The 22573-nt window shown below is 64.0% G+C and carries 21 protein-coding genes and 1 pseudogene; 11 read left to right on the top strand and 11 right to left on the bottom strand.

The window, feature by feature from the left end:
* The first annotated feature begins 93 nt into the window (after positions 1–93).
* From K414_RS0109615 to K414_RS0109580, 8 genes are all read left to right on the top strand, one after another.
* Positions 94–1650 (top strand): adenylate/guanylate cyclase domain-containing protein, encoded by a 1557-nt coding sequence (locus tag K414_RS0109615; protein ID WP_051365041.1) that lies wholly within the window; start codon positions 94–96, stop codon positions 1648–1650.
* Between the two features lie 115 nt (positions 1651–1765).
* Positions 1766–2431, top strand: coding sequence for an HAD-IA family hydrolase (locus tag K414_RS0109610; protein ID WP_027495750.1), 666 nt, complete (start codon positions 1766–1768; stop codon positions 2429–2431).
* A gap of 57 nt (positions 2432–2488) precedes the next feature.
* Positions 2489–3700: a sedoheptulose 7-phosphate cyclase gene (locus K414_RS0109605; RefSeq protein ID WP_027495749.1), complete on the top strand. Its 1212-nt coding sequence runs from the start codon at positions 2489–2491 to the stop codon at positions 3698–3700.
* Complete coding sequence (locus K414_RS0109600) at positions 3697–4506, top strand: class I SAM-dependent methyltransferase (RefSeq protein WP_027495748.1); 810 nt, start codon at positions 3697–3699, stop codon at positions 4504–4506. The genes K414_RS0109605 and K414_RS0109600 overlap by 4 nt, the downstream gene beginning before the upstream one ends.
* Positions 4503–5789: a hypothetical protein gene (locus K414_RS0109595; protein ID WP_027495747.1), complete on the top strand. Its 1287-nt coding sequence runs from the start codon at positions 4503–4505 to the stop codon at positions 5787–5789. The genes K414_RS0109600 and K414_RS0109595 overlap by 4 nt, the downstream gene beginning before the upstream one ends.
* Positions 5789–6814 (top strand): D-alanine--D-alanine ligase, encoded by a 1026-nt coding sequence (locus K414_RS0109590; RefSeq protein WP_027495746.1) that lies wholly within the window; start codon positions 5789–5791, stop codon positions 6812–6814. Before K414_RS0109595 ends, K414_RS0109590 begins: the two co-directional genes overlap by 1 nt.
* Positions 6811–7563, top strand: coding sequence for a TauD/TfdA family dioxygenase (locus tag K414_RS0109585; RefSeq protein ID WP_027495745.1), 753 nt, complete (start codon positions 6811–6813; stop codon positions 7561–7563). Before K414_RS0109590 ends, K414_RS0109585 begins: the two co-directional genes overlap by 4 nt.
* Before the next feature lie 50 nt (positions 7564–7613).
* Positions 7614–8339, top strand: coding sequence for a YoaK family protein (locus K414_RS0109580; protein ID WP_045842079.1), 726 nt, complete (start codon positions 7614–7616; stop codon positions 8337–8339).
* A 15-nt stretch (positions 8340–8354) separates the two neighbouring features.
* Here the strand turns inward: K414_RS0109580 and K414_RS28185 are convergent, their stop codons facing one another.
* On the bottom strand, positions 8355–8969 hold the full coding sequence (locus K414_RS28185) for a TetR family transcriptional regulator (RefSeq protein ID WP_051365040.1): 615 nt from the start codon (positions 8967–8969) through the stop codon (positions 8355–8357).
* An 80-nt stretch (positions 8970–9049) separates the two neighbouring features.
* Here K414_RS28185 and K414_RS0109570 point away from each other — a divergent pair, with 80 nt between their 5' ends.
* Positions 9050–9982 carry a hypothetical protein gene (locus tag K414_RS0109570; protein ID WP_237606161.1) on the top strand — a complete coding sequence of 311 codons (933 nt, stop codon included), beginning with the start codon at positions 9050–9052 and terminating at the stop codon, positions 9980–9982.
* A gap of 18 nt (positions 9983–10000) precedes the next feature.
* On the opposite strand, the gene K414_RS0109565 is transcribed toward K414_RS0109570, so the two are convergent.
* From K414_RS0109565 to K414_RS0109555, 3 genes are read right to left on the bottom strand one after another with little or no spacing between them, the layout of a single operon-like run.
* Positions 10001–10576, bottom strand: coding sequence for a hypothetical protein (locus tag K414_RS0109565; protein ID WP_051365039.1), 576 nt, complete (start codon positions 10574–10576; stop codon positions 10001–10003).
* Between the two features lie 40 nt (positions 10577–10616).
* A complete protein-coding gene (locus K414_RS0109560; protein ID WP_027495741.1) occupies positions 10617–10958 on the bottom strand; it encodes a GNAT family N-acetyltransferase in 342 nt (113 codons plus the stop codon).
* 54 nt (positions 10959–11012) lie between these two features.
* Positions 11013–12311 (bottom strand): glycoside hydrolase family 16 protein, encoded by a 1299-nt coding sequence (locus tag K414_RS0109555; protein ID WP_032367295.1) that lies wholly within the window; start codon positions 12309–12311, stop codon positions 11013–11015.
* 454 nt (positions 12312–12765) lie between these two features.
* Here K414_RS0109555 and K414_RS0109550 point away from each other — a divergent pair, with 454 nt between their 5' ends.
* Together K414_RS0109550 and K414_RS0109545 are read left to right on the top strand one after the other, a co-directional pair.
* Positions 12766–14007, top strand: a complete 1242-nt coding sequence (locus tag K414_RS0109550; protein WP_027495739.1) for a carboxylate--amine ligase — start codon at positions 12766–12768, stop codon at positions 14005–14007.
* 41 nt (positions 14008–14048) lie between these two features.
* A complete protein-coding gene (locus tag K414_RS0109545) occupies positions 14049–16055 on the top strand; it encodes a hypothetical protein (protein ID WP_032389164.1) in 2007 nt (668 codons plus the stop codon).
* Here the strand turns inward: K414_RS0109545 and K414_RS0109540 are convergent.
* The 7 genes and pseudogenes from K414_RS0109540 to K414_RS0109510 all read right to left on the bottom strand — a co-directional run bounded on the left by K414_RS0109540 (position 16037) and on the right by K414_RS0109510 (position 22555).
* Positions 16037–17245 carry a ricin-type beta-trefoil lectin domain protein gene (locus K414_RS0109540; protein WP_237606160.1) on the bottom strand — a complete coding sequence of 403 codons (1209 nt, stop codon included), beginning with the start codon at positions 17243–17245 and terminating at the stop codon, positions 16037–16039. The two genes, K414_RS0109545 and K414_RS0109540, sit on opposite strands and share 19 nt — an antisense overlap.
* Before the next feature lie 192 nt (positions 17246–17437).
* Positions 17438–17653, bottom strand: a complete 216-nt coding sequence (locus K414_RS0109535; protein ID WP_027495736.1) for a DUF2945 domain-containing protein — start codon at positions 17651–17653, stop codon at positions 17438–17440.
* Positions 17654–17717: 64 nt separating this feature from the next.
* Entirely contained in the window at positions 17718–18713 is a 996-nt protein-coding gene (locus K414_RS0109530) for an alpha/beta hydrolase family protein (protein WP_051365340.1), read from the bottom strand.
* Positions 18714–18823: 110 nt separating this feature from the next.
* Positions 18824–19980: pseudogene (locus K414_RS26560) on the bottom strand (DUF6596 domain-containing protein).
* Positions 19981–19988: 8 nt separating this feature from the next.
* Complete coding sequence (locus tag K414_RS0109520; protein ID WP_027495734.1) at positions 19989–20396, bottom strand: YciI family protein; 408 nt, start codon at positions 20394–20396, stop codon at positions 19989–19991.
* A 93-nt stretch (positions 20397–20489) separates the two neighbouring features.
* Entirely contained in the window at positions 20490–21512 is a 1023-nt protein-coding gene (fbaA, locus tag K414_RS0109515; RefSeq protein ID WP_027495733.1) for a class II fructose-bisphosphate aldolase, read from the bottom strand.
* Between the two features lie 32 nt (positions 21513–21544).
* The gene (locus K414_RS0109510; protein WP_027495732.1) at positions 21545–22555 is read right to left on the bottom strand and encodes a LacI family DNA-binding transcriptional regulator; all 1011 of its coding nucleotides are present in this window, start codon (positions 22553–22555) and stop codon (positions 21545–21547) included.
* Positions 22556–22573 lie beyond the last annotated feature (18 nt).

The following is a 22573-nucleotide window of genomic DNA, read 5'->3' as shown; positions in this document are numbered from 1 at the left end:
TTGTCGACACAGATAGTCACTCGGGCAGAATCGCCCGAATTATTTTCGTCGGGGCACCTAGAGTTCGAGCGTGCAGAGAACGAAGAAGCGCCAGTGATCGCAGCACTGAGGTCCGCCCTCGCCCGCACCCCGATGCGCCTCTACGCGGCGGGAATGGTGTCGGCCAACGCCATCGGGGCGGTCATCGTCTTCGTGTTGGCGCGGTTCATCCTGCCGCTGCCGGTCGGATCGGAGGAGATCCTGTTCTGCTCTGGAGGTCACTCCGCAGGCTGCGCTCCTGACCGCAATTACCTGGCGTTCTTCGTCTACCTACCGGTCGCGATCGGCATCGGGATCGCGCTCGGACTTCGCGTCGCGAGACCGCTCGTCGAGTGGCTGCACACCGGCGGCACGCCGTCGGACGAGACCACGATCGCCGTGATCCGGCTGCCCCTCCGGCAACTCGGCGTGCACGTTCTGTTGTGGGCGCTCGGTGTTGCGGTGTTCGTCGGCGTCAACGCCTCGGCCGGGGCTGCACTGTCGATCATCGTGGCCATCGCCGTCAGTTTCGGCGGACTGGCGACCTGCTCGCTGGGCTACCTGGTGGCCGAACGCACCCTGCGGCCGATCACCGCGGCTGTGATGGAGGTCAGCGAGGTCACCGACGCCGCGGCACTCGGCGTGAAACTGCGCGTCGTCCTGATCTGGGTACTGAGCACGGCCATTCCCATCCTGGGGCTGGGGCTGATCGGACTCGGCCGACTGATCGATACCGTCATACCCCCGGACGTCGACCTGTCCCCCGCTATGGTCTCGCTATCTGCCATCGCCCTCGTCGTCGGCTTCGGCGGCATGTTCCTCGTCGGTCGCTCGGTGTCCGATCCGCTGCAGCAGGTGAGCTCTGCCATGCAGCGAGTAGAGGCCGGTGCCACCGATACCCGCGTCGACGTCTACGACGCGTCCGAGATCGGCAGGCTGCAGAACGGGTTCAACAAGATGGTCGTCGGTCTCGACGAGCGGGAGCGACTCCGTTCGCTGTTCGGCCGGCACGTGGGCCACGACGTCGCCCAGCGCGCGTTGGCCAGCGCGCCCCGTCTCGGCGGCGAAAACCGGACCGTCGCCGTCCTGTTCATCGACCTGGTCGGCTCGACCGCACTGGCCGAGCGCGAATCCGCCGCGACGGTCGTGGACCTGCTCAATCGATTCTTCGCAGTGGTCGTCGAACACGGCGAGCGCAACGGCGGTTTCGTCAACAAGTTCGAGGGCGATGCCGCCCTGCTGATCTTCGGCGCTCCGGTCGATCATCCCGACCCGGCCACCGCGGCGCTGCGCACTGCACGCACCCTCGCCGCCGCGCTTCGAGCCGACGGCGGATTCGAGATCGGCATCGGCGTCACGTACGGGCCGGTGATCGCCGGCAACATCGGGGCCGAGTCCCGTTTCGAGTACACCGTCATCGGCGACACGGTGAATCAGGCTGCGCGGCTCACCGATCTCGCAAAAGACGACCCCGACACCGACGTGCTCACATCGTCGACGGTGCTCGAACACGCAACCTCGGACGAGCGGCAACTGTGGGAATCGGGTCGGTCCGTGACCCTTCGCGGGCGATCCGCACCGACGGTTCTGGCGGCTCCGATACTGCGCGGCGAACAGGCGAGCACACGGTAGAAAATTCGAAGGTTTCCCTTACGGTGCCGATGGGGCATACCCCCCGAACCAACCCACCCATCGCGCTGGCGCGAGACATTTGCTGGTACAACGTCTCTCGCTCCGAAAGGCACCCATGCCCGCAATTCTGTTCGGCTCCATCAGCACTCTCGTCGACACCTCCGAGCTACAGCGACGCTCGTTCAACGAGGCCTTCGCCGCCCACGATCTGAACTGGAACTGGTCGCAGGACGACTACCGGTCCATGCTCGGATCGAACGGCGGTGCCGACCGCATCAGCGAATACGCGTCGAGCACCGGAATCGAGGTGGACGCGGCCGCCGTGCACGCCACCAAGTCCGAGATCTTCCAGCGATTGATCGGCGAATCCGACGTCAAGACGCGACCGGGCGTGGCCGACACGATCGACTCCGCGAAAGCGAACGGGTTGAAGGTCGGGTTCGTGACCACGACCTCGCGAGAGAACATCGACGCACTGCTCGCTGCCCTGTCTCCCGAGCTCACCGCCGATTCGTTCGACATCATCGTCGACGCCTCGTCGGTCGACGCAGGCAAGCCCGACCCCGCGTCGTACGAATTCGCATTGAAGACGTTGGGCGAGAACGCGTCCGACAGTGTGGCCATCGAGGACAACGCCGGCGGAGTCAAGGCGGCAGCGGCAGCGGGCGTCACCTGTGTCGCGTTCCCGAACGAGAACACTGCCGGTACCGATTTCGGCTCGGCCACCGACACCGTCGATGCACTCGATCCCGAGCGCGTCCGCGCCCTGATTTCAGCCTGAGCGGAGCCTGCGGAATGAGCATTTTGCCTGATCCTTCATCCATCTCAGGAGCAACAAGTGAGTAATCTTCAGGCCCAGGTCGTCGCCGGCGACAGATCGTTTCGTGTCGAGGGATACGAGCGGATCGAATACGACTTGATCTACGTCGACGGAGTGTTCGCGATCGAGAACACCGAATTGGCCGACAGCTACCGTCCGTACGGGCGCGCCCTGATGGTTGTCGACGAATCGGTGCACGCCATCTACGGCGACCGGATCAGTGCATACTTCGATCACCACGGCATCGCCCTGACAGTGGTGCCGGTGCACATTGCGGAGACCGCGAAATCACTCGAGACGTTCGAGCGCATCGTCGGCGAGTTCGACGCGTTCGGTCTCGTGCGAACCGAGCCGGTCCTCGTGGTGGGTGGTGGATTGACCACGGACGTAGCCGGTTTCGCGTGCGCGAGTTACCGCCGAAACACTCCCTACATCCGCATTCCCACCACGTTGATCGGCCTGATCGATGCGAGCGTCTCGATCAAGGTGGCCGTCAACTACGGCAAGCACAAGAATCGTCTGGGGGCCTACCACGCCTCGCAGAAGGTGCTGTTGGACTTCTCCTTCCTCGGCACACTGCCCGAGGATCAGGTCCGCAACGGGATGGCGGAGCTCATCAAGATCTCCGTGGTCGGCAACCTCGAAATCTTCGAGTTGCTCGAGCAGTACGGCCCGGAACTGCTACGCACCCGGTTCGGCCACCTCGACGGAACTCCTGAGTTGCGTTCGGTCGCAGACCGTTTGACGTACTCGGCAATCGCGACGATGCTCGAGCTCGAGGCACCCAACCTGCACGAGATCGACCTCGACCGAGTCATTGCATTCGGGCACACGTGGAGTCCCACGCTCGAGCTCACTCCGCCCGCGCCGTTCTTCCACGGCCACGCGATCAACATCGACATGGCCCTGTCGACGACGGTCGCCGAACAACGCGGCCACCTGTCGACGGCCGATAGAGACCGCGTGCTCGGAGTCATGAGCAGCATCGGATTGGCATTGGACAGCCCGTACCTGACACCCGAGTTGCTGACCGAGGCAACAGCATCCATCCTCAAGACTCGGGACGGGATTCTGCGCGCCGCGGTGCCCGACCCGATCGGCACCTGCCGCTTCCTCAACGACCTGGAGCCTCGCGAACTGGCCGACGTCCTGTCGTTGCACAAGAAGATCTGTCTGGACTTCCCACGGGCGGGCGAGGGTCTCGACATGTTCACCGCACCCACGCCGTGACCGATGCAGCCATGACGCCGCGTCCGGTCACCCCGACGACGATCCTGGCGCGCGAGCTCAGCGAGATAGCCGCGCTACTCGACGCCGATGCCGGGGTGACCGACGAGCTGACCACCCGTGTTCATCGGGCCCGCGATCTCGCCGCGGGACTCGACCCGTATCTCGACACCTGCACCACCTCCGAATCTGCGGCACTGGCCACGTTGGCGTCGCGGACCCGCTCTGCGGATTGGGGATCACGCGACGTGGTCTCCGGTTCCGGGCCCCTGGAGATGGAAATGCTCTCCGGTCATGTGGAGGGACGCTTCCTGGCGTTTCTCGTGCACATGACGCGGGCGACTCGGGTGCTCGAGATCGGTATGTTCACCGGTTACTCGGCGTTGGCGATGGCCGAGGCGCTGCCCGCGGGCGGCGAGGTGGTCGCCTGCGAGGTGGATCCGTACGTGGCCGAGTTCGCGCAGTCCTGCTTCGCGGAATCGACTGCAGGATCTGCCATCTCGGTGCAGATAGGGCCTGCGCTCGACACTCTGCACGGGCTCGACGGGAAGTTCGACCTGGTGTTCGTCGACGCCGACAAGAGCGGATACCGCGGGTACGTGGAGTACCTGCTCGAGAGCGATCTGCTCTCCGACGGTGCCGTGATCGCCGTCGACAACACCCTGTTACAGGGTCAGCCCTACGCTCCGCAGCCGAACGAGAACGGCCGGGCCATCGCCGAGTTCAACGACTATGTCGCGAACGACCCTCGCGTGGAGCAAGTTCTGATTCCGTTGCGCGACGGTGTGACACTGATCCGGCGCACATGATCCGCACCGTTGCGGCGCTGATCGGCCTCACGGTCACCCTCCCCGTCGACCTCGCGGCGGTGGGGGTGGCCGCGCTGCGCGGTACCCGGCCCGTCGCCCATCGAACCGATTCGCCCAGAACGATTCTGATCAGTGGCGGCAAGATGACCAAAGCCTTGCAACTCGCACGGTCCTTCCATCTCGCCGGCCATCGGGTGATCCTCGTGGAATCGGCGAAGTACCGCTGGACCGGACATCGTTTCTCCCGCGCTGTCGACCGTTTCCATTGTATTCCAGACCCGGGTGATTCGGGATATGCGCAGGCTCTGCTGGACATCGTGCGCCGCGAGGGCGTCGACGTCTTCGTGCCCGTGGCAAGCCCGGCCGCGAGTATTCACGACGCCGACGCGCGTGCACTCCTCGATGCGCACTGCGAGGTGATCCACGGCGACGCGGATACCGTACGGATGGTCGACGACAAGTCCCGATTCTCCGAGCACGCAGTGTCATTGGGACTCCGTGTTCCCGACTTCAGGCGCATCACCGACCCCGCCCAGATCGACGAATTCGACTTCGCGCCGGGCCGTGAGTACATCCTCAAACGGATCTCGTACAACCCGGTCGGCCGAATGGATCTGACGCGGTTGACGGCGCACACGCCGGAACGCAACTCCTCGTTCGCCCGGAGCCTGCACATCACCGAGAACGACCCGTGGATCCTGCAGGAATTCATCGCCGGACAGGAGTACTGCACGCACGGCACGGTGCGCGAGGGTCGCCTGCAGGTGTACGGCTGCTGCGTGTCGTCCGCCTTCCAGGTCAACTACGAGATGGTGGACAAGCCCGAAATCCTGCGCTGGGTAGAGACATTCGTCTCCTCGCTCGACACCACCGGGCAGCTGTCGTTCGACTTCATCGAGTCCGCCGCCGACGGCCGGATCTACGCCATCGAATGCAACCCGCGCACCCACTCGGCCATCACGATGTTCTACGACCACCCCGACCTGGCTGCCGCGTACCTCGACGACGGTCACCCGATGACCATGCCGCGTGCGACGGCCCGGCCGACGTACTGGATCTACCACGAGCTGTGGCGTCTGATCACCGAGGGTGATCGAGTATCTCGGCTCCGCACCATCTTTCGAGGCAAGGACGCCATCCTCACCGGTTGGGATCCCCTGCCGTATCTGTTGGTACATCATCTTCAGATTCCGTCGTTGCTGATCCGGAACCTCCGCGAGCGGCGTGGCTGGTCCCGAATCGATTTCAACATCGGCAAACTCGTGGAAAACGGAGGCGACTGATGACGTTGTCTGTCGTGGTGCTCGTCGGGTCCTCGGTGGACCGCTTTCACAGTGACCTCTCTCGGGTCTACGCCGGCGGCTTCCTGGATGCGCTCGGCACGAACCCGGCGTACAGCTTCGAGATCGCATTCGTCTCCCCGGGCGGCCTCTGGAGTTTTCCCACCGGTCTCGAGGATTCGAGTATCGCTGCGGCGCAGCAGATGCCGTTGGCACAGGCGGTGGAGCTCATCGCGGCGCGCGACTTCGACGTCATGGTTCCGCAGATGTTCTGCATGCCGGGTATGACGACGTACCGCAGCCTGTTCGACCTACTGGGCGTGCCCTACCCTGGCAACGGTCCGGACCTCATGGCGTTGACGGCGAACAAGGCCCGCGCCCGCGCCGTCGTCGCGGCAGCCGGCGTGGGTGTTCCCGACGGCGTGGTCGTCCGATCCGCCGACGACGTGATGGACCTCGCCCTGCCGGTCGTGGTCAAGCCCGTGGATTCGGACAACTCGATGGGTGTCTCGCTGGTCCACGGGTCCGACGGGCTGGCACCCGCGATTCGAGAGGCTCTGACGTATTCGCCTGCTGCACTGGTGGAGACGTACGTTCCACTGGGTCGTGAAGTTCGGTGCGGGATCATCGTCCGAGATGGCGAACTCGTGTGCTTGCCCCTCGAGGAGTACGCCGTCGACTCCGTCCGCAGTAGTGCGGACAAGCTGAATCGCACATCCGACGGCGATCTCTACCTGGTGGCGAAAGAGCAGACCAGAGCCTGGACGGTCGACGTCACGGATCCGATCACCGAAAAAGTCTGGGCAGCAGCACGATCGAGTCACATCGCACTGGGATGTCGGCACTACGGCCTGTTCGACTTTCGCATCGACCCGGACGGCGAGCCGTGGTTTCTCGAAGCCAGCCTCTACTGCTCCTATTCGCCGTCCAGCGTGTTGGCGGTGATGGCCGCAGCCGCGGGCATCACCGTCGAAGAATTGTTCGCATTCGCGCTCGAAGAACTGCCGGTGAAGGAGTCGTCGTCATGACGTTGGGAATCGAGATGGCCGATCTGAACTTGGAATCGGTTTCGGTAGAGCAACTTCGAGAGCTCCTCGCCGAACACGGGGTGTTGATTCTGCCGAACCAGCCCGTCGACGATCAGCGCTTCCTGGCGTTCCTGCGCCGATTCGGAGAGTTGATGTTCACCGAAGGCGAGACGCCTGTTCCCGACTGTCCGGATCTGAACGTCATCAGCAACGTCGGCCGTTCCACGCCGCCGAAGTCCACGTTCCACGTCGACACCACCTACATTCCGAATCCTCCCGCCTACACCGCGTTACGCGCGGTCGAAGTTCCCGCGGCCGGCGGCAGTACGTTGTTCAGCGACCAATACGCCGCATACGAGACGCTTCCAGCGGAAGTGAAGGAGCGTTTGGCCGGGCGCACGGTGACGCACCGAGTGACCGGCGTGGCGTCGGATTCCGATTCTTCCGCCGACCATCCACTCTTCGCCGTTCACCCGATATCGGGACGCACCGCGCTGTCGCTGTCCGCGCCCGCTCGCTGTGTCGCGATCAGCGGACTGACCGAAGACGAAGCACGAGACACCGTTCGCTACCTCGTGGAGCATTCCACGAGGGAGGACAACCTGCTGCGGCACAACTGGTCCCCCGACGACATGGTGATGTGGGACAACAGGTGTGTGATGCACCGCGCCGATCACAGCGGGGTGGTCGGCAACCGGGTGATGCACCGCGGGATGGTGGCGAGCACCCACCCGACTGCCTCGGTGTGACCGATGACTCAAAGATTTGCCGCCGCGGCTCACGCCCGGAGAATCGAGTCATGACTTCCCCCTTGGCGATCAGCCGCGAAACAGCCGTCGGCGCCGAAGCTCGTCTGTCCTGGATCCTGTCCGGACTGGCAGGCATGGTGGGTGCGGTCGCGTTCCTGCATTCCGCCGGCTACTTCGTGACCTTCATGACCGGCAACACCGAACGAGCCGTCGTCGGACACTTCGGCCATCCGGAGGGCAAGGAGGTGGCACCTGGGGCGTCACCCTGGGCCGCATTGGCCCTCATGGCCGCGTTTCTCGGCGGCGTGATCGTCTCGTCGATCTGTCGGCGCCGCTACTGGTCCAACCACCCCCATGGAGCGACGGTGTTGACCACCGTTGCGCTGGGAGCTGCGGGTCTGATCGACATCGCTGTCTCCGGGTGGTCGTCGGCAAACGTGAACTTCTACCCGATCCTCCTCGTCGCCTTCGCGCTGGGCGCGTTGAACACCGCGTTCACGAAGAAGGAGGAGACGTACATCCCGCTCAGTTACGTCACCGGAACGGTGGTCAAGCTCGGCCAGGGAATCGAGCGTCACCTCTTCGGCGGCGGAACACACTACGACTGGCTCTGCTACGCAACGCTTCTGGGCTCCTTCGCGGCGGGAGGTGCTGTCGGTGCGTTCATCGGCGTCGTGATCACCGGGCCGCAGGTGCTACTGCTCACTGCGCTCATCAGCTTCGGTGCAACGATCTTCACGTTCACCCACACCGAACGGAACTCGTTGCTCGGCTGATCGGTGGCTGATCGGCTAATCGGTGACCATCGGGGATGCGCCGACGATCGTGCGCAGCATTCGGTCGACGACGGGACGTGGCAGCCGCGATCCGATCAGCACCTGCCTCCCCACGAGACCCTCGATCATGACCACGAGCATCTCCGCATCCCCCTGGGGGTCTTCGGATTCCAACGACGCGACTATCCACTGGGTGTACGCGACGAACGCGGCCCGCTGGGAGTCGAACAGATCGCGGATTTCCCGATCGTGTTGCGCTTCACCGAGCAGGATGCTGCGCGCGATCACTCTTTTCGTCGCTTCTCCGGTGGTCATCGCCTCGATGAAGTCGATGATGCGGTTCACGACGATGTCCACGGTGAGTGGTTTGACATCGACCAGACCACCGAAGGTCGCGCCGGCAGTGTCGTAGTCGCGGGCGAACAACAGCTCGAGCGCCAGGTGCAACAGTCGTCCGCGAGTGGGCGCGTGGTAGTTGACCGACCCGGGGCTCAATCCTGCTGCAGCGTCGACCGCCCGGTGCGTCAAGCCGCGAAAACCTTGCGTTGCCAGCACTTCGATTGCTGCCGCGGCGATTTCGTCGCGCCGACGCACTCTCGACTCGTCGTCCTTGGGACGGGCAGGACTCATACCACGGAGTCTAGTGCCCCACCATTGACAGTTGCCGAAGTCACGTCATAGTCTCAACCGATGTTGAGGAACCCCGTCCGATGAGCCGCGGCCCGTCGCGACGACAAATGATGGTGGGTGCCGCCGCGGCTGCAGCCACGGCTGTGTTCGGCCCCGCGGCACGAGCGGTCGCAACTCCCGGCACCGGTTCGAGTGAAGACTGCGGCGAGCGGTACCAGGGCTACCGCGACATCGACCGAGGACGGCCCTATGCCCATTTCTTCGCCGCACGGACGACACCGGCACCGGCCGTCGTGACCGACGCAGTCGGCGGGCCGCCGATAGCACCAGAGTGGGTCCCGCACTTCGATTCCATCACAACCGATCTCGCGCCCACGGGATATTCGGCGATCGAAACCGGCTACGGACAACGCGCCGACGGCATGACGTTCGTGGCGGTGCTCACCGCGATGCCCCGGGTCACGGCAGCGATGTGGGATTGGTGGTTCGGTTGGCATTCCGCCGAGGCGGCCCGCTACAAACTGTGGCACCCCGATGCCCACCTCCACGCCGCACTCGCCGAGGACCGGACGGCCCACGCGATTCCGGACAAGGCGAAGTACATCGGCAACACATCGTTCGTCGACGAGTACGTCGGCCCGAAGCTTCAGCAGCTGGGTATCGGCTTCCGTGACCCTGTTGCACACGGTTTCGACGTTCCCGCAGACCAGACGGTCGTCTTCGGCCGAGTGGGAAGTTCCATCGCACCGGTGGATCTGGGCTGGCTCGCCCATCAGGTTCGGCCGGTACAGGGCGGTGCCGAGATGCGCAGCCGCTTTTATCTGAACCTACGAGGATTGCACGTTCCCGATCCGAAGCAGGCCGTGTGCGCAGTTCGCCGGGGTACGTCCGTGGATCCGAGCGACCTCGTTCTCGGACTCGACCTCGCCCGAGATCTGCTGCTGCACTGCGGACAGGAGATGAACCACCTCGCAGGGTTTTTGCCGGAGCTGCACGCAGAGTTCGGCGGTTGATCCGTCCACGAGGGGCAGCTAGTGACCCAAGAAGACTTTCGCCAGCACGATGAGCGCCGCGACGACGGCAGTGGCAAGCCCGATCACCAGGGCCCGAAACGTCGGACGGTTCCCGCGAACTCGTTCCGTGACAATCGGTATGGTGGCGATTCGTACGACGATCACCGCACCGGCCAGCAGTTCGGCCCATTGTGCCGGAAGCACCGACAGCCACCCGAGCGCCAGCATCGCCGCCGGAAACGTCCCGGAGCTCAGAATGGGGACTGCATCCCGGAATTCCTCGATGGCCTCGAATGTGCGCTGTTCGTCCGTTGCATCACCGTGCGCCTCCGGTATCTGGCTCCCGGCGACGAAATCTGCGAACACATGCGCGAGAAAAGTCGTTGCCACAGTGGCCGCTACGAGAACGGCCGCCGTCCCGTGCCCGATCGAACTCGGCGTGGAGGCGGCAACCGCGGCGAGGACCAGGATGTTGCCGTAGATGTACGCCGAGAGCCTCCTGGCCGCCCGAACGGGCGACAAGGGGCCGTCGGACCGGGTGACCAACCGACGGTAGAGATGTGTGCCGCCGGGGCGGTGTCCGGGATCGGTCATGCTGCAGATCGTCGCACGTGGCCGGCGATCGGTCGACGAATCATCCCTGCTGGTCGGCCAGCCACTGCCGAATGTCGTCCGTGACGGGCTCGACCATGTCGTCGTACTCGTGATGTTCGCCGACGAACGCGGCCACCAACGGACAGATCGGAACGGCGTGCTTGTTCTCGGAACGCGTCGCGTCGAGCGCGTGCCGAACGACGATCGTGGCCAGGCCACGGCCGCCGTAGGCCGCATCCACTTCGGTGTGGAAGAAGACGCGCCTGCCCTGCTCGTCGTCGGCGAACTCGGTGAAGCCGACCTGTGTGCCCTCGACCGAAATCGTGAACCTGTCTGCCTGATGGGCGATCTCGACTTCGGCACCGGTTTTGTCGACCGTCATCGACGCTCCCCTTCTCTCGATGGCACGCCCCAGTCGGTTGGGTACGCGGTCGGGTCAGCCTACCCAGCTGTACACCGAAACCCAGTCCAGCAACAGATGCCCGTTGCTGTTTCCGGTGCCGTTGGTCTCGGTCTGCAGTTCCCAGCGCATCGGACCCGAGGGAACCCACTTGGTGCTGTCCAGAACCACGGTGTCGTCGAGGATGTAGCGAACGCGGCCCGGGGACCACTCGATGGTGTACGTGTGCCAATCGGTGAAGTTCGCGCCGATGTTCCGAGCGACGTCCTGGCAGCCGCCGACGCACGAACCGGCACCCGAGTAGTGATGGAAGCCGCCGACCTGCCCCGCGAGACTTCCTTCGGGGAAGTCCATTTCGCCGTCCGCAGGCCATCTTTCGGACTGCGGCCACAGCAGCCATGCAACGTAGTACTCGGCCAGAGTTGCCGAATCGACCTTGAATCGCGCTGTGTATCTTCCGTATGTCTGGTTCTGCCCTGCCGCGTTGATCACCGGCGAGACGCTGGCACCGGCCGGGACACCGTCGACATTGTGCAATCCGTAATCGAGCAGGCCGTCGTGCGTGGACAGCACGGCGTCCGCTCGGTACGGGCGCTTCTGATAGGTGTCCTTGTAGCACTTGGGGTATGTGCGCCACTTCTGATTCTGCGCACCGACGTAGACGATCTTGGTGGGATCGCAGTCGTTGGCCCAACTGCCGACGGCGGAAGGCTTCGCGAAGTCGTCGACGAAGATCTGCTTCCAACCGGGTAGGTCGCCCACCGGCGCTGCCACCCCGCTGGGAGTGGTGGACGGAGTGGTCGGTGGCGTCGTGGGCGGCGTCGTCGTGGGCGGTGTCGTCGGAAACGGCGTGGTCGCGGTGATCCACTTCTGAGCAGCAGACCCGTTGCATTTCGCCAACACCGGTCGGTTTCCGTTGACCTCACGCGAATTCTGAATGCACAGGCCGGTCTTCTGCAGCAACGAGATCGAGCCGTCCCCACGGATCGACCATTGCTGCGCGGGCTTGCCGTTGCACGCCCACGTCGTCAACGCGACGCCGGCCGCCGCGTAGCCCGATGCCGGCGACAAGCATCGGCCCTGCACTCGAATCGTGGCGTCCTCGGTACCGGTCCACGTCTGCGCGCCGGTACCGTTGCAATCCCAGATCTGGACGGGATTGTTCTGTCCGGTGAGACCGCCCTTGTTGTCCAGGCAGAACCCTGCGGGCGTCTTGATCTGTCCCGAGGTGGCGGCCGCGGCCTGTGGCGCGTGAACTACGAAAGCCGAAAGTAATACGGTGGTTCCGAGCGTCACCAAGGAACGCTTCAGAACAGCACGGCCCGAAACAGTCATGGTTTCATCCTTCGAGAGACCGAACATCGCATTGGATACACGGCGGATAAATACAATTGATTGCCGGCATCTCGAATCATAGGGATGATTCAGACATTGCGCAGTGAATTCGCATTCACCCTGAAACGCCAGGTCAGAGGCGTAATTTAAAGAAATACGACCGGTACGAATTGGAGATTAAATATTAAACTAGTTGCTCCGGATCGAAAATCTATTCACACGAATCGAATTGTCGAGCAAATCGTGCATCTGGACTTTTTATGATCTTGTATCCATCATTTCGCTGGCAAACGAGCGCATTGCCAGCCCTGCGCAGGATCCGGCCCGTCAGTTCGAGGGACGGTGCACATCGCGTCCCGGCTTCCCGAGCACCGGGTCCGGAAAGCGGCACCGAACACCCTCTGTACGGTGGAGCGAAGGACCTCGACCGCGCATCACAAGGGAAAGGAACTTCATGGATCGGCCACAGAGGCTGGAGAAAGACCCGAACAAAGGCTTCGTAGCGCTGCTGGGCTGGAGTTTGGCCGCAGTGGAAGCCCTGGACGCGTTCGATCGACGCTACGTCGTCGTCGCGCCAGAGTGGGCCGAGGCGTACTGCACCGAGCATGACATTCCGTACCTACCGTGGAACTTCGAGCGACTCAACGACAGGTCGCTCGAGATCGCGGAGACTCTCCGAGACAAAGGCGTCGATGTAGCGATACCGCTGTACGAGGAGACAGTCGAGTGGGCCGGTGCCATCAATTCCGTGCTGCTGGGCAATCCGAGGTTGTTCGGCCAGGCGATGCTGCTCCGAGACAAGGCACTGATGAAGCGCCGCGCACAGCTCGGTGGCATTCGTGTCGGCATCTTCGAGGAAGCACACGATCGTGAGGACGTCATCCGCTTTCTGCGTCGGGTGAACCAGACGCTGCTCAAACTCGACGGCGACCCGAACGACCCCATCCACCTCAAGGCCTTCGACAAGGCAGGATGCCTGGGCCACCGCGTCATTCGGACCCCCGACGAAGTCGACTCCATCCCGGACGAGGAGTTCCCGGTACTGATGGAGTCGCATCTCGACGGCTGGGAGTTCGCTGTCGAGGCGTGGATCCACAACGGAAAGATCAAGTTCCTCAACATCTCCGAGTACGTCACGCTCGGGTATTCGGTGTTCGTCCCCGCGACGCCGGAGCTCGAGAAGTACCGCGAGCAGATCACGGTTCAGATCGAGAAGCTCATCAAAGCGTTCGACATCGAGTTCGGGTTCATCCATCCCGAGTATTTCGTCACCAGCGACGGCGAGATGTACTTCGGCGAGGTTGCCTACCGCCCACCAGGTTTCAAGGTGTTCGAGCTACTCGAGCGGGCGTACGGCTTCAACGCGTACCAGGGCCTGGCTCTCGCCTTCGACCCGAAGACCACCGAAGAAGAAATCGACGCCTTCTTCCCGCGCGAGGTAGTCGATGCCACCGGTCACGCGGGATGCTTCGGTGTGTACCCACGGCGACGCGTCGTCAGCGATCTCGTCATCCCCGACGTGACCGCCGACGACGACTACTACGAGACCAACGACCTGTCGGCACCGGTCGAGGAAACCGTCACCAAGAGAACGGCTTTCGGTACCCACTGGGGCTTGCTGTACTTCTTCGGCGATGATCCGTACCGGATGCGCGACCTGCTCAAGCAACAGGAAGAACTGGACTTCTACGTGTGAAGCAGCAACTCGGCAACGACCACGAACCCACGACGCAGACGATGAACGACGCTGCACCGATCGACAAGGCTCTGGTGTCGCGGCTGGCGCAACTCGATCACGCCGTCGACGCGCTGGCCGCCGCACCGGAGTTCAGCAAGAGCACCAAGGTGCGACGGGTTCTGGATTCTGTGCACCGAGTGTTGTTGCAGCCCGGCGGTTGTGGCGCGGTACGCGAACGCGCCGCGGCGCTGGAGAACGCCGGGCTGTTCGCCGGTACGGACTGGGCGCAGCCGGACATTCTCGTTCCCGCGTTCGTGGGTCCGAGCCTGCGCAGTGGCAACGACGACACCGTGGTTCTCGAAGCAGCCAGCGAGTTGCGGATGGTCGCGATCGTCGCCGGTGAGTACGAGCATCCCGCAGTGACAGCTGACGATGCGCGACGCTTCCTCTCCCAGGTACTCGCCCTGAACCTCGAGGTGTTGTTCACCCCGCCCTCGGAATCGGAACGAGTCCGTTCGGGTCGGACCGCACATCTGATCCGCGATCTCTTCGGCTACGTTGCCGGGGAAATCGGCTACGACAGTGTGCTGGACGAATTGCTCGAAGAGATCTGGCGGATTCTGCGTCAGCGTCCGATCCAGGTCGACACCATCAAGTCCATGGTCACGCGCATTGCGATCTATCGCGACGACCCGACCGTCGATCTCGGCACGTCCGGTCAGGGACTCGATCGGTTGACCACGGCGTTGTTCGGCACCACGGACGCGTGCCGCGAGGACCCGGGCGTGGAGGTCTACCGGAACCGGCTCGAGGCCATGGACGTCGAGGCACTGCAGTTCGAGGCCCGCGGTTTCGCCCGGGCGATGCACGACACCGGTCTCGTTTCGCCGTACCACGCCACACTCACGCAATATCTCGTCGACCACTACTCGTATGTCCTGCCCGAGGCCTTGGGGCTGTCCGACACCGGGCGTACGTGCCTCACTCGCTACCCGGAATTGGTCCACCGTCTGATCGAAGAAACCGTGTATCCCGAGACGGCGCAAAGTCTCTACGGATTGGCACTGCTCCTCGACCGCGGAATCCTGCATCAGCCGCCGATCGTGCCGTCCCTGTGGCGTCAGCTATCGCTCACCCTCGCGCCCGCAGTGCGAGAACGCTTGATCACCACTTTCGGTCCGGTTCCGGCACCGGAGTCGCGATTGCTCGGTGGGTTGCTCTCCATGCTCGGTCAACCGCTCGGTGTCGGCCAGGGCGACAATCCCACGTGCCAGTCGGCGCGCGCGCTGTCGATGTGGGCGTACAACGATCCCGACTACCTGCTGCAGATGGTGGTGTGGGCGGCACGAGACGAAGAGATCGTCATGCACTTCGAGGGCCAGTCGATCTCGTCCGTCGACAGCGAAAGTGGTGTCGCGACCTCGGATCCGGTCGATCTGGACCCGGCATCGCTGATTCTGGTTCCGCACCTGGACCGGATCTACGCCGAGATGGTCCGACGCTGCGCCGACAGACCGGGCGATCCGCATCGCTGGGTGAACCCCGAATTCCACGGGTGGTGGTCGGCACGCGAGTTCCATATCGATGTGGACGTCGCGACCGGGAATCTGGTCGATCTCGATGGTTTCCTGCGGCAGTTCCATGCCGCTTATCACCCCGAGTACAACGGCCATCAGCCGCTGATCCACCCGCAACCCGCGGGGGTGGCCGTAACCGACAGCGCTGCACGGTATGTGGGGTGGCACGCCATTGCCATTCTGCGTGTTGCCCCCGATCCCGACGGCGTCATGCGGGTCTACTTCTTCAATCCCAACAACGACAGTGGGCAGGATTGGGGTGACGGAGTCGTCGTCGGAACGGCAGGGAACGGCGAACGCGCGGGCGAGGGCTCGCTACCGTTCGAGCAGTTTGCGTCTCGCCTGTATATCTTCCACACGGATCCGTTGGAAAAGGGTGAGCCGGAGAAGATTCCGAACGCGGACATCGACACGATCGTCGGTTACATCGAACGCAGTTGGGGTGCCGAGCGCTCGGCGCGGGCCGCGTATCAGCCGTTCCAGGAGTAGACCGAGACCCAGTCCAGGATCAGATTGCCCTCGCTGTTTCCGTCTCCCTTGGTTTCGGTCTGCAGCTCCCATCGCATCGGTGTGGACGGTACGAAGTCGGTGGAGTCCAACACGACCGTGTCGTCGAGGAGGTACCGGATCCTTCCCGGTGACCATTCCATGGTGTAGGTGTGCCAGTCGGTGAACTGCGCGCCGATGTCGAGGGCGGGCGTTTTGCACCCGTCGGCGCACGAGCCTTCGCCCGAAAAATGATGGAACCCACCGACGTTGGCCGACAGCGCACCTTCCGGGAAATCGAACTCGCCGTCGTACGGCCAGTTCTCGGATTGCGGCCAGAGCAACCATGCCGCGTAGTACTCGGACAGATCCGGTGAATCGACTTTCAGACGCGCCGAATATCTTCCGTACGTCTGATACTGGTCGGCACCGATCAGTGGGGAGATACTCGCTCCGGCCGGAACGCCGTCGACCTGACCTAGGTGGTACTGCAGAGCGCCGTCGGCAGTGGACAGCACTGCATCGGGCCGATACGGCCGCTTGTCGTAGGTGTCGGGATAGCACGACGGATACGTGCGCCACCGCTGGCCCTCGGCTCCGGTGTAGACGACCTTCGAGGGGTCGCACTGATTGGCCCAACTGCCGGTGGCGGACGGGGCGGTGAACTCGTCGACGAATATCTGCTTCCAGCCGGGCAGATCCCCGGTGGGTGCAGCAATTCCTCCGGGGTTGTCGGCGGTCGGTTCCGCGGCCGCTACCGGTGTCCATGTCTGCACCGACGAGCCGTCGCATTCGGCCAGCACGGCCACACGCCGAGAGGTCTGCCGTGCGTCGTCCGCGAGACAGAGGCCGGTGCCCGTCAGAGCGATCGCACCGGATTCGCCCGCCGTCCAACTGGCGACCGCACTGTCGTCGCAACTACCGAGGACAACAGGTACACCGGCTGCGGCCTCGCCGTTCTTCGGCACCAGGCACTGCGATTGCGACCGAACCGTGCCGTCGGCCTCGGCGACTACTTGCTGCGCCGGCGTTCCGTTGCACGTTGCGAGACGGATGGTGTCGGTGTCACTTCCATCGAGGCAGAGCTTGTCGGGAGACTCGATCTGCCCGGTGAAGGTCACTGCAGACGGTGTGTCCGTGTCCGTGGTCGAGTCCCCGGAGAACACGCCGCAGCCCACGACGAGTACGGACACGATCGCCAGCGTCCCCGTAGCGGCAAGAGTCCTCCCCGTGCGGCAACCGCTACCCCACCGACCGAGACGCGAACGTGCACGAACAATCCGCATCGGGGTCGTCCCCATCGTTGCCTCCAAAGTGACGATCCGTCCCAGCCGAGGGTACAGATCGTCAGCAGGAGCAACTTTCGAGAAGCTTACGGCGCGGGATCAGTCCTTCTTGTCGAGCGATTCGGGCTTGTGCACTGCGTCCTTTCCGGACTTGTCACTTTCGACGCGGTACTGCGGGTCGTCTTTCGAGGCCTTGACCTTGCGGCCGGCGGCTTCGGTCTCGGAGGTGATCTTCTCCTGCACCGTTCCCTCGGTGGTAGTTCCGTGGGTCTGCCATTCGACCTTGTCGCCCTTGTGCAAATCGTCCTTCGACATGTTCCGGTGATCCCTTCGTCGGTGGTCTGTCCATCGACACTTACCCACGAGCGCGTCGGCGCAATCAGCTGGTTCCCAGAGCCGGAGCCAGTGTGGTGAACCAGGCCTCTCGCAACTGGTCCTCGAACAGCGGCCAGGTATGCGCACCTTCGTCGCGCATGGATACCGTCGCCGGAACGTCGGCCCGACGCAGGGCGTCGACGAAGATGGACGTGCAGTAGTTGACCATCGCTTCGACCGCCATGCCGCCGAACGGTGGAACGGCACCGTCGGGAATGCGATCCACGGCGCCGGGCGCACCGCGTGACGAGCTCACGTACACCGCCGTTCCACGAAGTCGTTCGACGTTGAGCGACGGGTCGTGGTCTCGCCATCCCTGACTTCCCGGCAACCCCCACATGTTGAACGGATTGTTGAGCCCGCCGGCGATCATGGCCGAGATGCCGGCGGTGGCAAGCGGATTGGACGGTGCCGGGCATCCACTGAACGACGCGGCGGCGTCGAACACATCCGGGGCCTGGATCGCCAGATCCAGCGCCGGGCCACCGCTCATCGACAGGCCCGCGACGCCGCGCTTGCCCGTCGAGCCGTAAGCAGCGTCCACGGCCGCGGGTAGTTCACGGCTCAGATAGGTCTGCCAGAGGTTGGTCCCCAGCACCGGATCGGTTGTCTGCCAATCGGTGTAGAAGCTGAACCGACCGCCGATCGGTGCGACGACGGTGACGTTCTTGTCGAGGAAGAACTTCTCCACTCCCGAGTTGTTGAGCCAGCCGACCCCGTCCTCGTTGCCGAGGGCACCGTTGAGCAGAACAAGCGTGGGCGCGGGCCCACCTCCGGGCGAGTGCAGCACCTCGTTGGAGATGACCCGATTCATGGACGGAGAGAACACGTTCAGCACCGCGCGCGTTGCCGACACCTGGTGGATTCCGACGGCCCCGACTGCCGCGTCGGCCGATCCGGTAGTGCCCGGCAGCGCCTGCGCCGGGTTTCCGGCCAACACTATCGACGCCAGTACGGCCGCCGTCACCACCGCGGTGGATCGAGTCAGCTTCTTTCTCATCTGTCCCACAGGCAACATCAGCACCATACGAGGGTTGCACGAATTCCGCTTTCGACCGCTAACGATCCGATTACAAAACCGCCCGGTCCGTTCGCTGTTTCCCGGTGTCTCTACGAACCTGCGGTACGAATTCGAGTGGCGCGCAGCGTCAGATGATGCCGCTCGGCCACCGAGGACGCCGACTCGGCCGCCCGCACGAACAGCTCGGCCGCCAACCGGAGATCGCCGGCCTTCTCGTGCAGATGCGCAGCCACCGCGTGGTACCGCGGTACTGCGGAATCGACGGCGGCGAGCGCCGCGAGTCCGGCGGCCGGGCCGTCCGCTTCCCCCACCGCGACAGCTCTGTTGAGCCGTACTACCGGACTGTCGGTGATCGCGAGCAACTCGTCGTACCACTCGACGATCTGTACCCAGTCCGTGTCCTCCACCCGTTGCGCATCGGCATGCAGGGCGGCAATGGCGGCTTGTATCTGGAACTCGCCCAGCCGATCCCGAGCGAGCGCCGCCTGCAGAATCCGAACTCCCTCGGCTATCGAGACGGTGTCCCAGCTCGACCGATCCTGCTCGGCCAAGGGAATCAGCCGGCCGTCGGAGCCTGTTCTCGCAGCGCGCCGGGCGTGGTGCAACACCATCAACGCCAACAGTCCAGCGGTCTCCGCGTCGTCGGACAGGGTCGCGAGCTGCCTCATCAACCTGATCGCCTCGGCCGCGAGATCGACGTCGCCGGTATACCCCTCGTTGAATACCAGGTACAGCACCCGCCGAACCGTCGCGAGGTCGCCCGGAGCGTCGAAACGAACGTCGCGCACCGCCCGTTTGGCTCGGCTGATGCGCTGGGCCATGGTTTTCTCCGGCAGCAGATACGCCTGCGCGATCTGCCGCGTCGTCAGACCCCCGACGGCACGCAACGTCAGCGCTACCGCTGCTGCGGGTGTCAGCACCGGGTGCGCGCAGAGGAAGAACAACTGCAGTGTGTCGTCGACGCCGTGGACACTGCCCGGTTCCGGCTCGGCCGCAACCCGGTTCTCTCGATCCCGTCGAGCCTTCTCCGATCGCTGGGCGTCGAGAAATTTGCGCCACCCACGGTGACGAGCCACCCCTTCGGGTCGGACGGCGCGTCACCCGCCTCTGCCGACGCTCCCCACACCGATGCCGCCTGCACCAACGCCTCCTGGACGGCGTCCTCGGCCGCCGCGAAATCTGCTCCGCGGTGGACGAGGACGCCGATCACGGACGGAGTCAGCATCCGCAGCGCGTGAGGATCCACGAGTGCCGTCACTCTTCGATCGTGGCGGGGGCCTCCATGAACGGACGCAGCTCGAGCCATTCGCCGATCGGCTCACCACCGGCACCGGGTGCTGCCGAGAGCTGCCCCGCGAGTTCGAGTGCGCGGTCGTAGGACTCGACGTCGATGACCATCCAACCTGCGATCAAGTCCTTGGTCTCCGCGAACGGACCGTCGGTGACCGGGGGCTTTCCGGCCCCGTCCGACCGCACCCACGTTCCCTCGGGGGCCAGGGCCTGCGCGTCGACGAACTCGCCCGTCTTCTCGAGCTCAGCGGCGAAGTCTTGCATGAACTGGATATGGTCGTGCACTTCGGCCGGGGTCCACCGGTCCATCGGAATCCAGCCGGCAGGCTCGGGGGCCCCGCGGTAATGCTTGAGCATGAGGTACTTGGCCATGATGTCTCCTAGCGTCGGATGCAGTCATTCTTTCTGCATTCGCCCCTGGGACGGAGCCGGTCGCCCGATATCTACATACTCGACCGAGAAACTTCACCGCATCGTGCGTCCGACCGAGCCGAGCATCTGGGTTGCCTCGACCACGCGGGCTGCCATGGCCGACTCGGCCGGCTTGCCCCACGATCGGGGGTCGTAGGCCTTCTTGTTGCCGTACTCGCCGTCGATCTTGAGAACCTGGTCGTACTTGCCGATCATGTGGCCGGCGATGGACCTGGTGAACGCGTACTGGGTGTCGGTGTCGATGTTCATCTTGATCACCCCGCTCGCCACTGCCGACGCGATGTCGGCGGCACTCGAGCCCGATCCACCGTGGAAGACGAGGTCGAACGGCTTGTCCTTTCCGGTTTCGGCACCGACGACCGACTGGATCTCGTCGAGAATCTCGGGACGTAGATGTACCGAGTCCGGGTTGTAGACACCGTGGACGTTACCGAAGGTCAGCGCCGTCATGTATCGACCACGCTCGCCAGCACCGAGCGCGGCGATCGTGGCGCGGGCGTCGTCGACGGTGGAGTACAGCTGCTCGTTGATCTCGTGAGACACCCCGTCTTCTTCACCTCCGATCACTCCCACCTCGATCTCGAGAATGGTGTCGGCCTGGACCGACAGATCGAGCAGTTCCCGTGCGATACGCAGGTTTTCGTCGAGCGGCACGGCGGAGCCGTCCCACATGTGTGATTGGTACAGCGGTGCCAGGCCGCGCGAGCGTCGTTCGATCGCGTCGGCCAGCAGTGGGCGCACCCAATCGTCGAGGTTCTCGGCGGGGCAGTGATCGGTGTGCAGGGCCACCGAGATCGAATAGTGCTGCGCCACTTCGTGGGCGTACTGCGCGAGCGCCTTGGAGCCGGCGAAGCGGTTCTGCACGGCATTGCCGGACAGGTACAGCGCGGTGCCGACCGACACCTGGATGATGCCGTCGCTCTCGGCTTCGGCGAATCCCTGCAGCGCCGCGTTGAGCGTCTGTGAGCTGGTGACGTTGATCGACGGGTACGCGAACCCGCCCTCCTTCGCGCGGTCCAACATGGCGACGTACTGTTCCGGACTGGCAATCGGCATGGGCTGTTCTCTCTTTCGGGTGCGGCTGGTCTTCAGCGTGTTGCTGCAGCGCAGCCGCACGAATTGCGGTGGGTGAACGTCGTCGGTACCGAAATGGACCGCGGCGCGTCGTCACGGCCTTCGATTCGACCGATCAACAGGTCGGCGGCGGTTCTGCCGATGGTCTGCACGTCCTGCGCGGCGGCAGTCAGGCGCGGCTCGAACAGATCGGACCACTCGAAATCGTCGTAGCACACGAACGCCAGGTCGTCGGGAATCGACAAGCCAAGGCCGCGAACTGCTTTGAGGGAACCGATGGTCATCGAGTTGTTCATCGACACCAGAGCCGAAGGCCGGTCCGCGCCCGTCAGCAGTCGACGTACCTCCGTCTCGGCCACCTCGACGTTGGACCTTCCCTCGAGAATCAACCGAGGGTCGACATCGATTCCCCGGTCGGCGAGCGCCCTGGCATAACCTGCGAAACGCTCGGTGGTGGACGAGATTCCCTCGATGCCGCGGACGATCGCAATTCGGTCGTGGCCGGCGTCGAGCAGATGGGCCGTCAGCTCGTACGCGGATTGCTCGTTCTCCGGGCCCACCTGATCGCACGGGATATCCAGCATACGGTCGATCAGCACGAGAGGTGTTCCGCTGCGCATGATCTCGGGAATCGTCGACTCCTCCGAGCCGGCCGCAGGCGCAAGGATCATGCCGTCGACCTGACGGTCCAGCAGAGAATCGGTGACGCGCCGCTCCGACGTCGGCTCGTCGTGCGAGTCACCGAGAATCAGCACATAGCCGGCCTCCGACAACCGCTGCTCGACGGCATAGACGAGGCTGCCGAAATACGGATTTGTCAGCGCCGCGATCGACAGCCCCACCGTGTGGGTTCTACCGGCCGCGAGAGAACGCGCCACGACGTTGCGCCGGTATCCGATCTCGACGATGGCAGCGTCGACGCGTTGCCGGGTCGCCGGGTTGACCTTACGAGTTCCGTTGAGCACGTGCGAGACCGTCGACACCGACACTCCGGCGATCCGAGCGACGTCGTCCATGGTGGGCATGTCAGTCGTCTCCGTGGG

This window comes from Rhodococcus sp. JG-3, assembly GCF_000482405.1.
Taxonomy (GTDB): Bacteria; Actinomycetota; Actinomycetes; order Mycobacteriales; family Mycobacteriaceae; genus Rhodococcoides; species Rhodococcoides fascians.
This window is presented reverse-complemented; position numbering and strand designations above follow the sequence as displayed.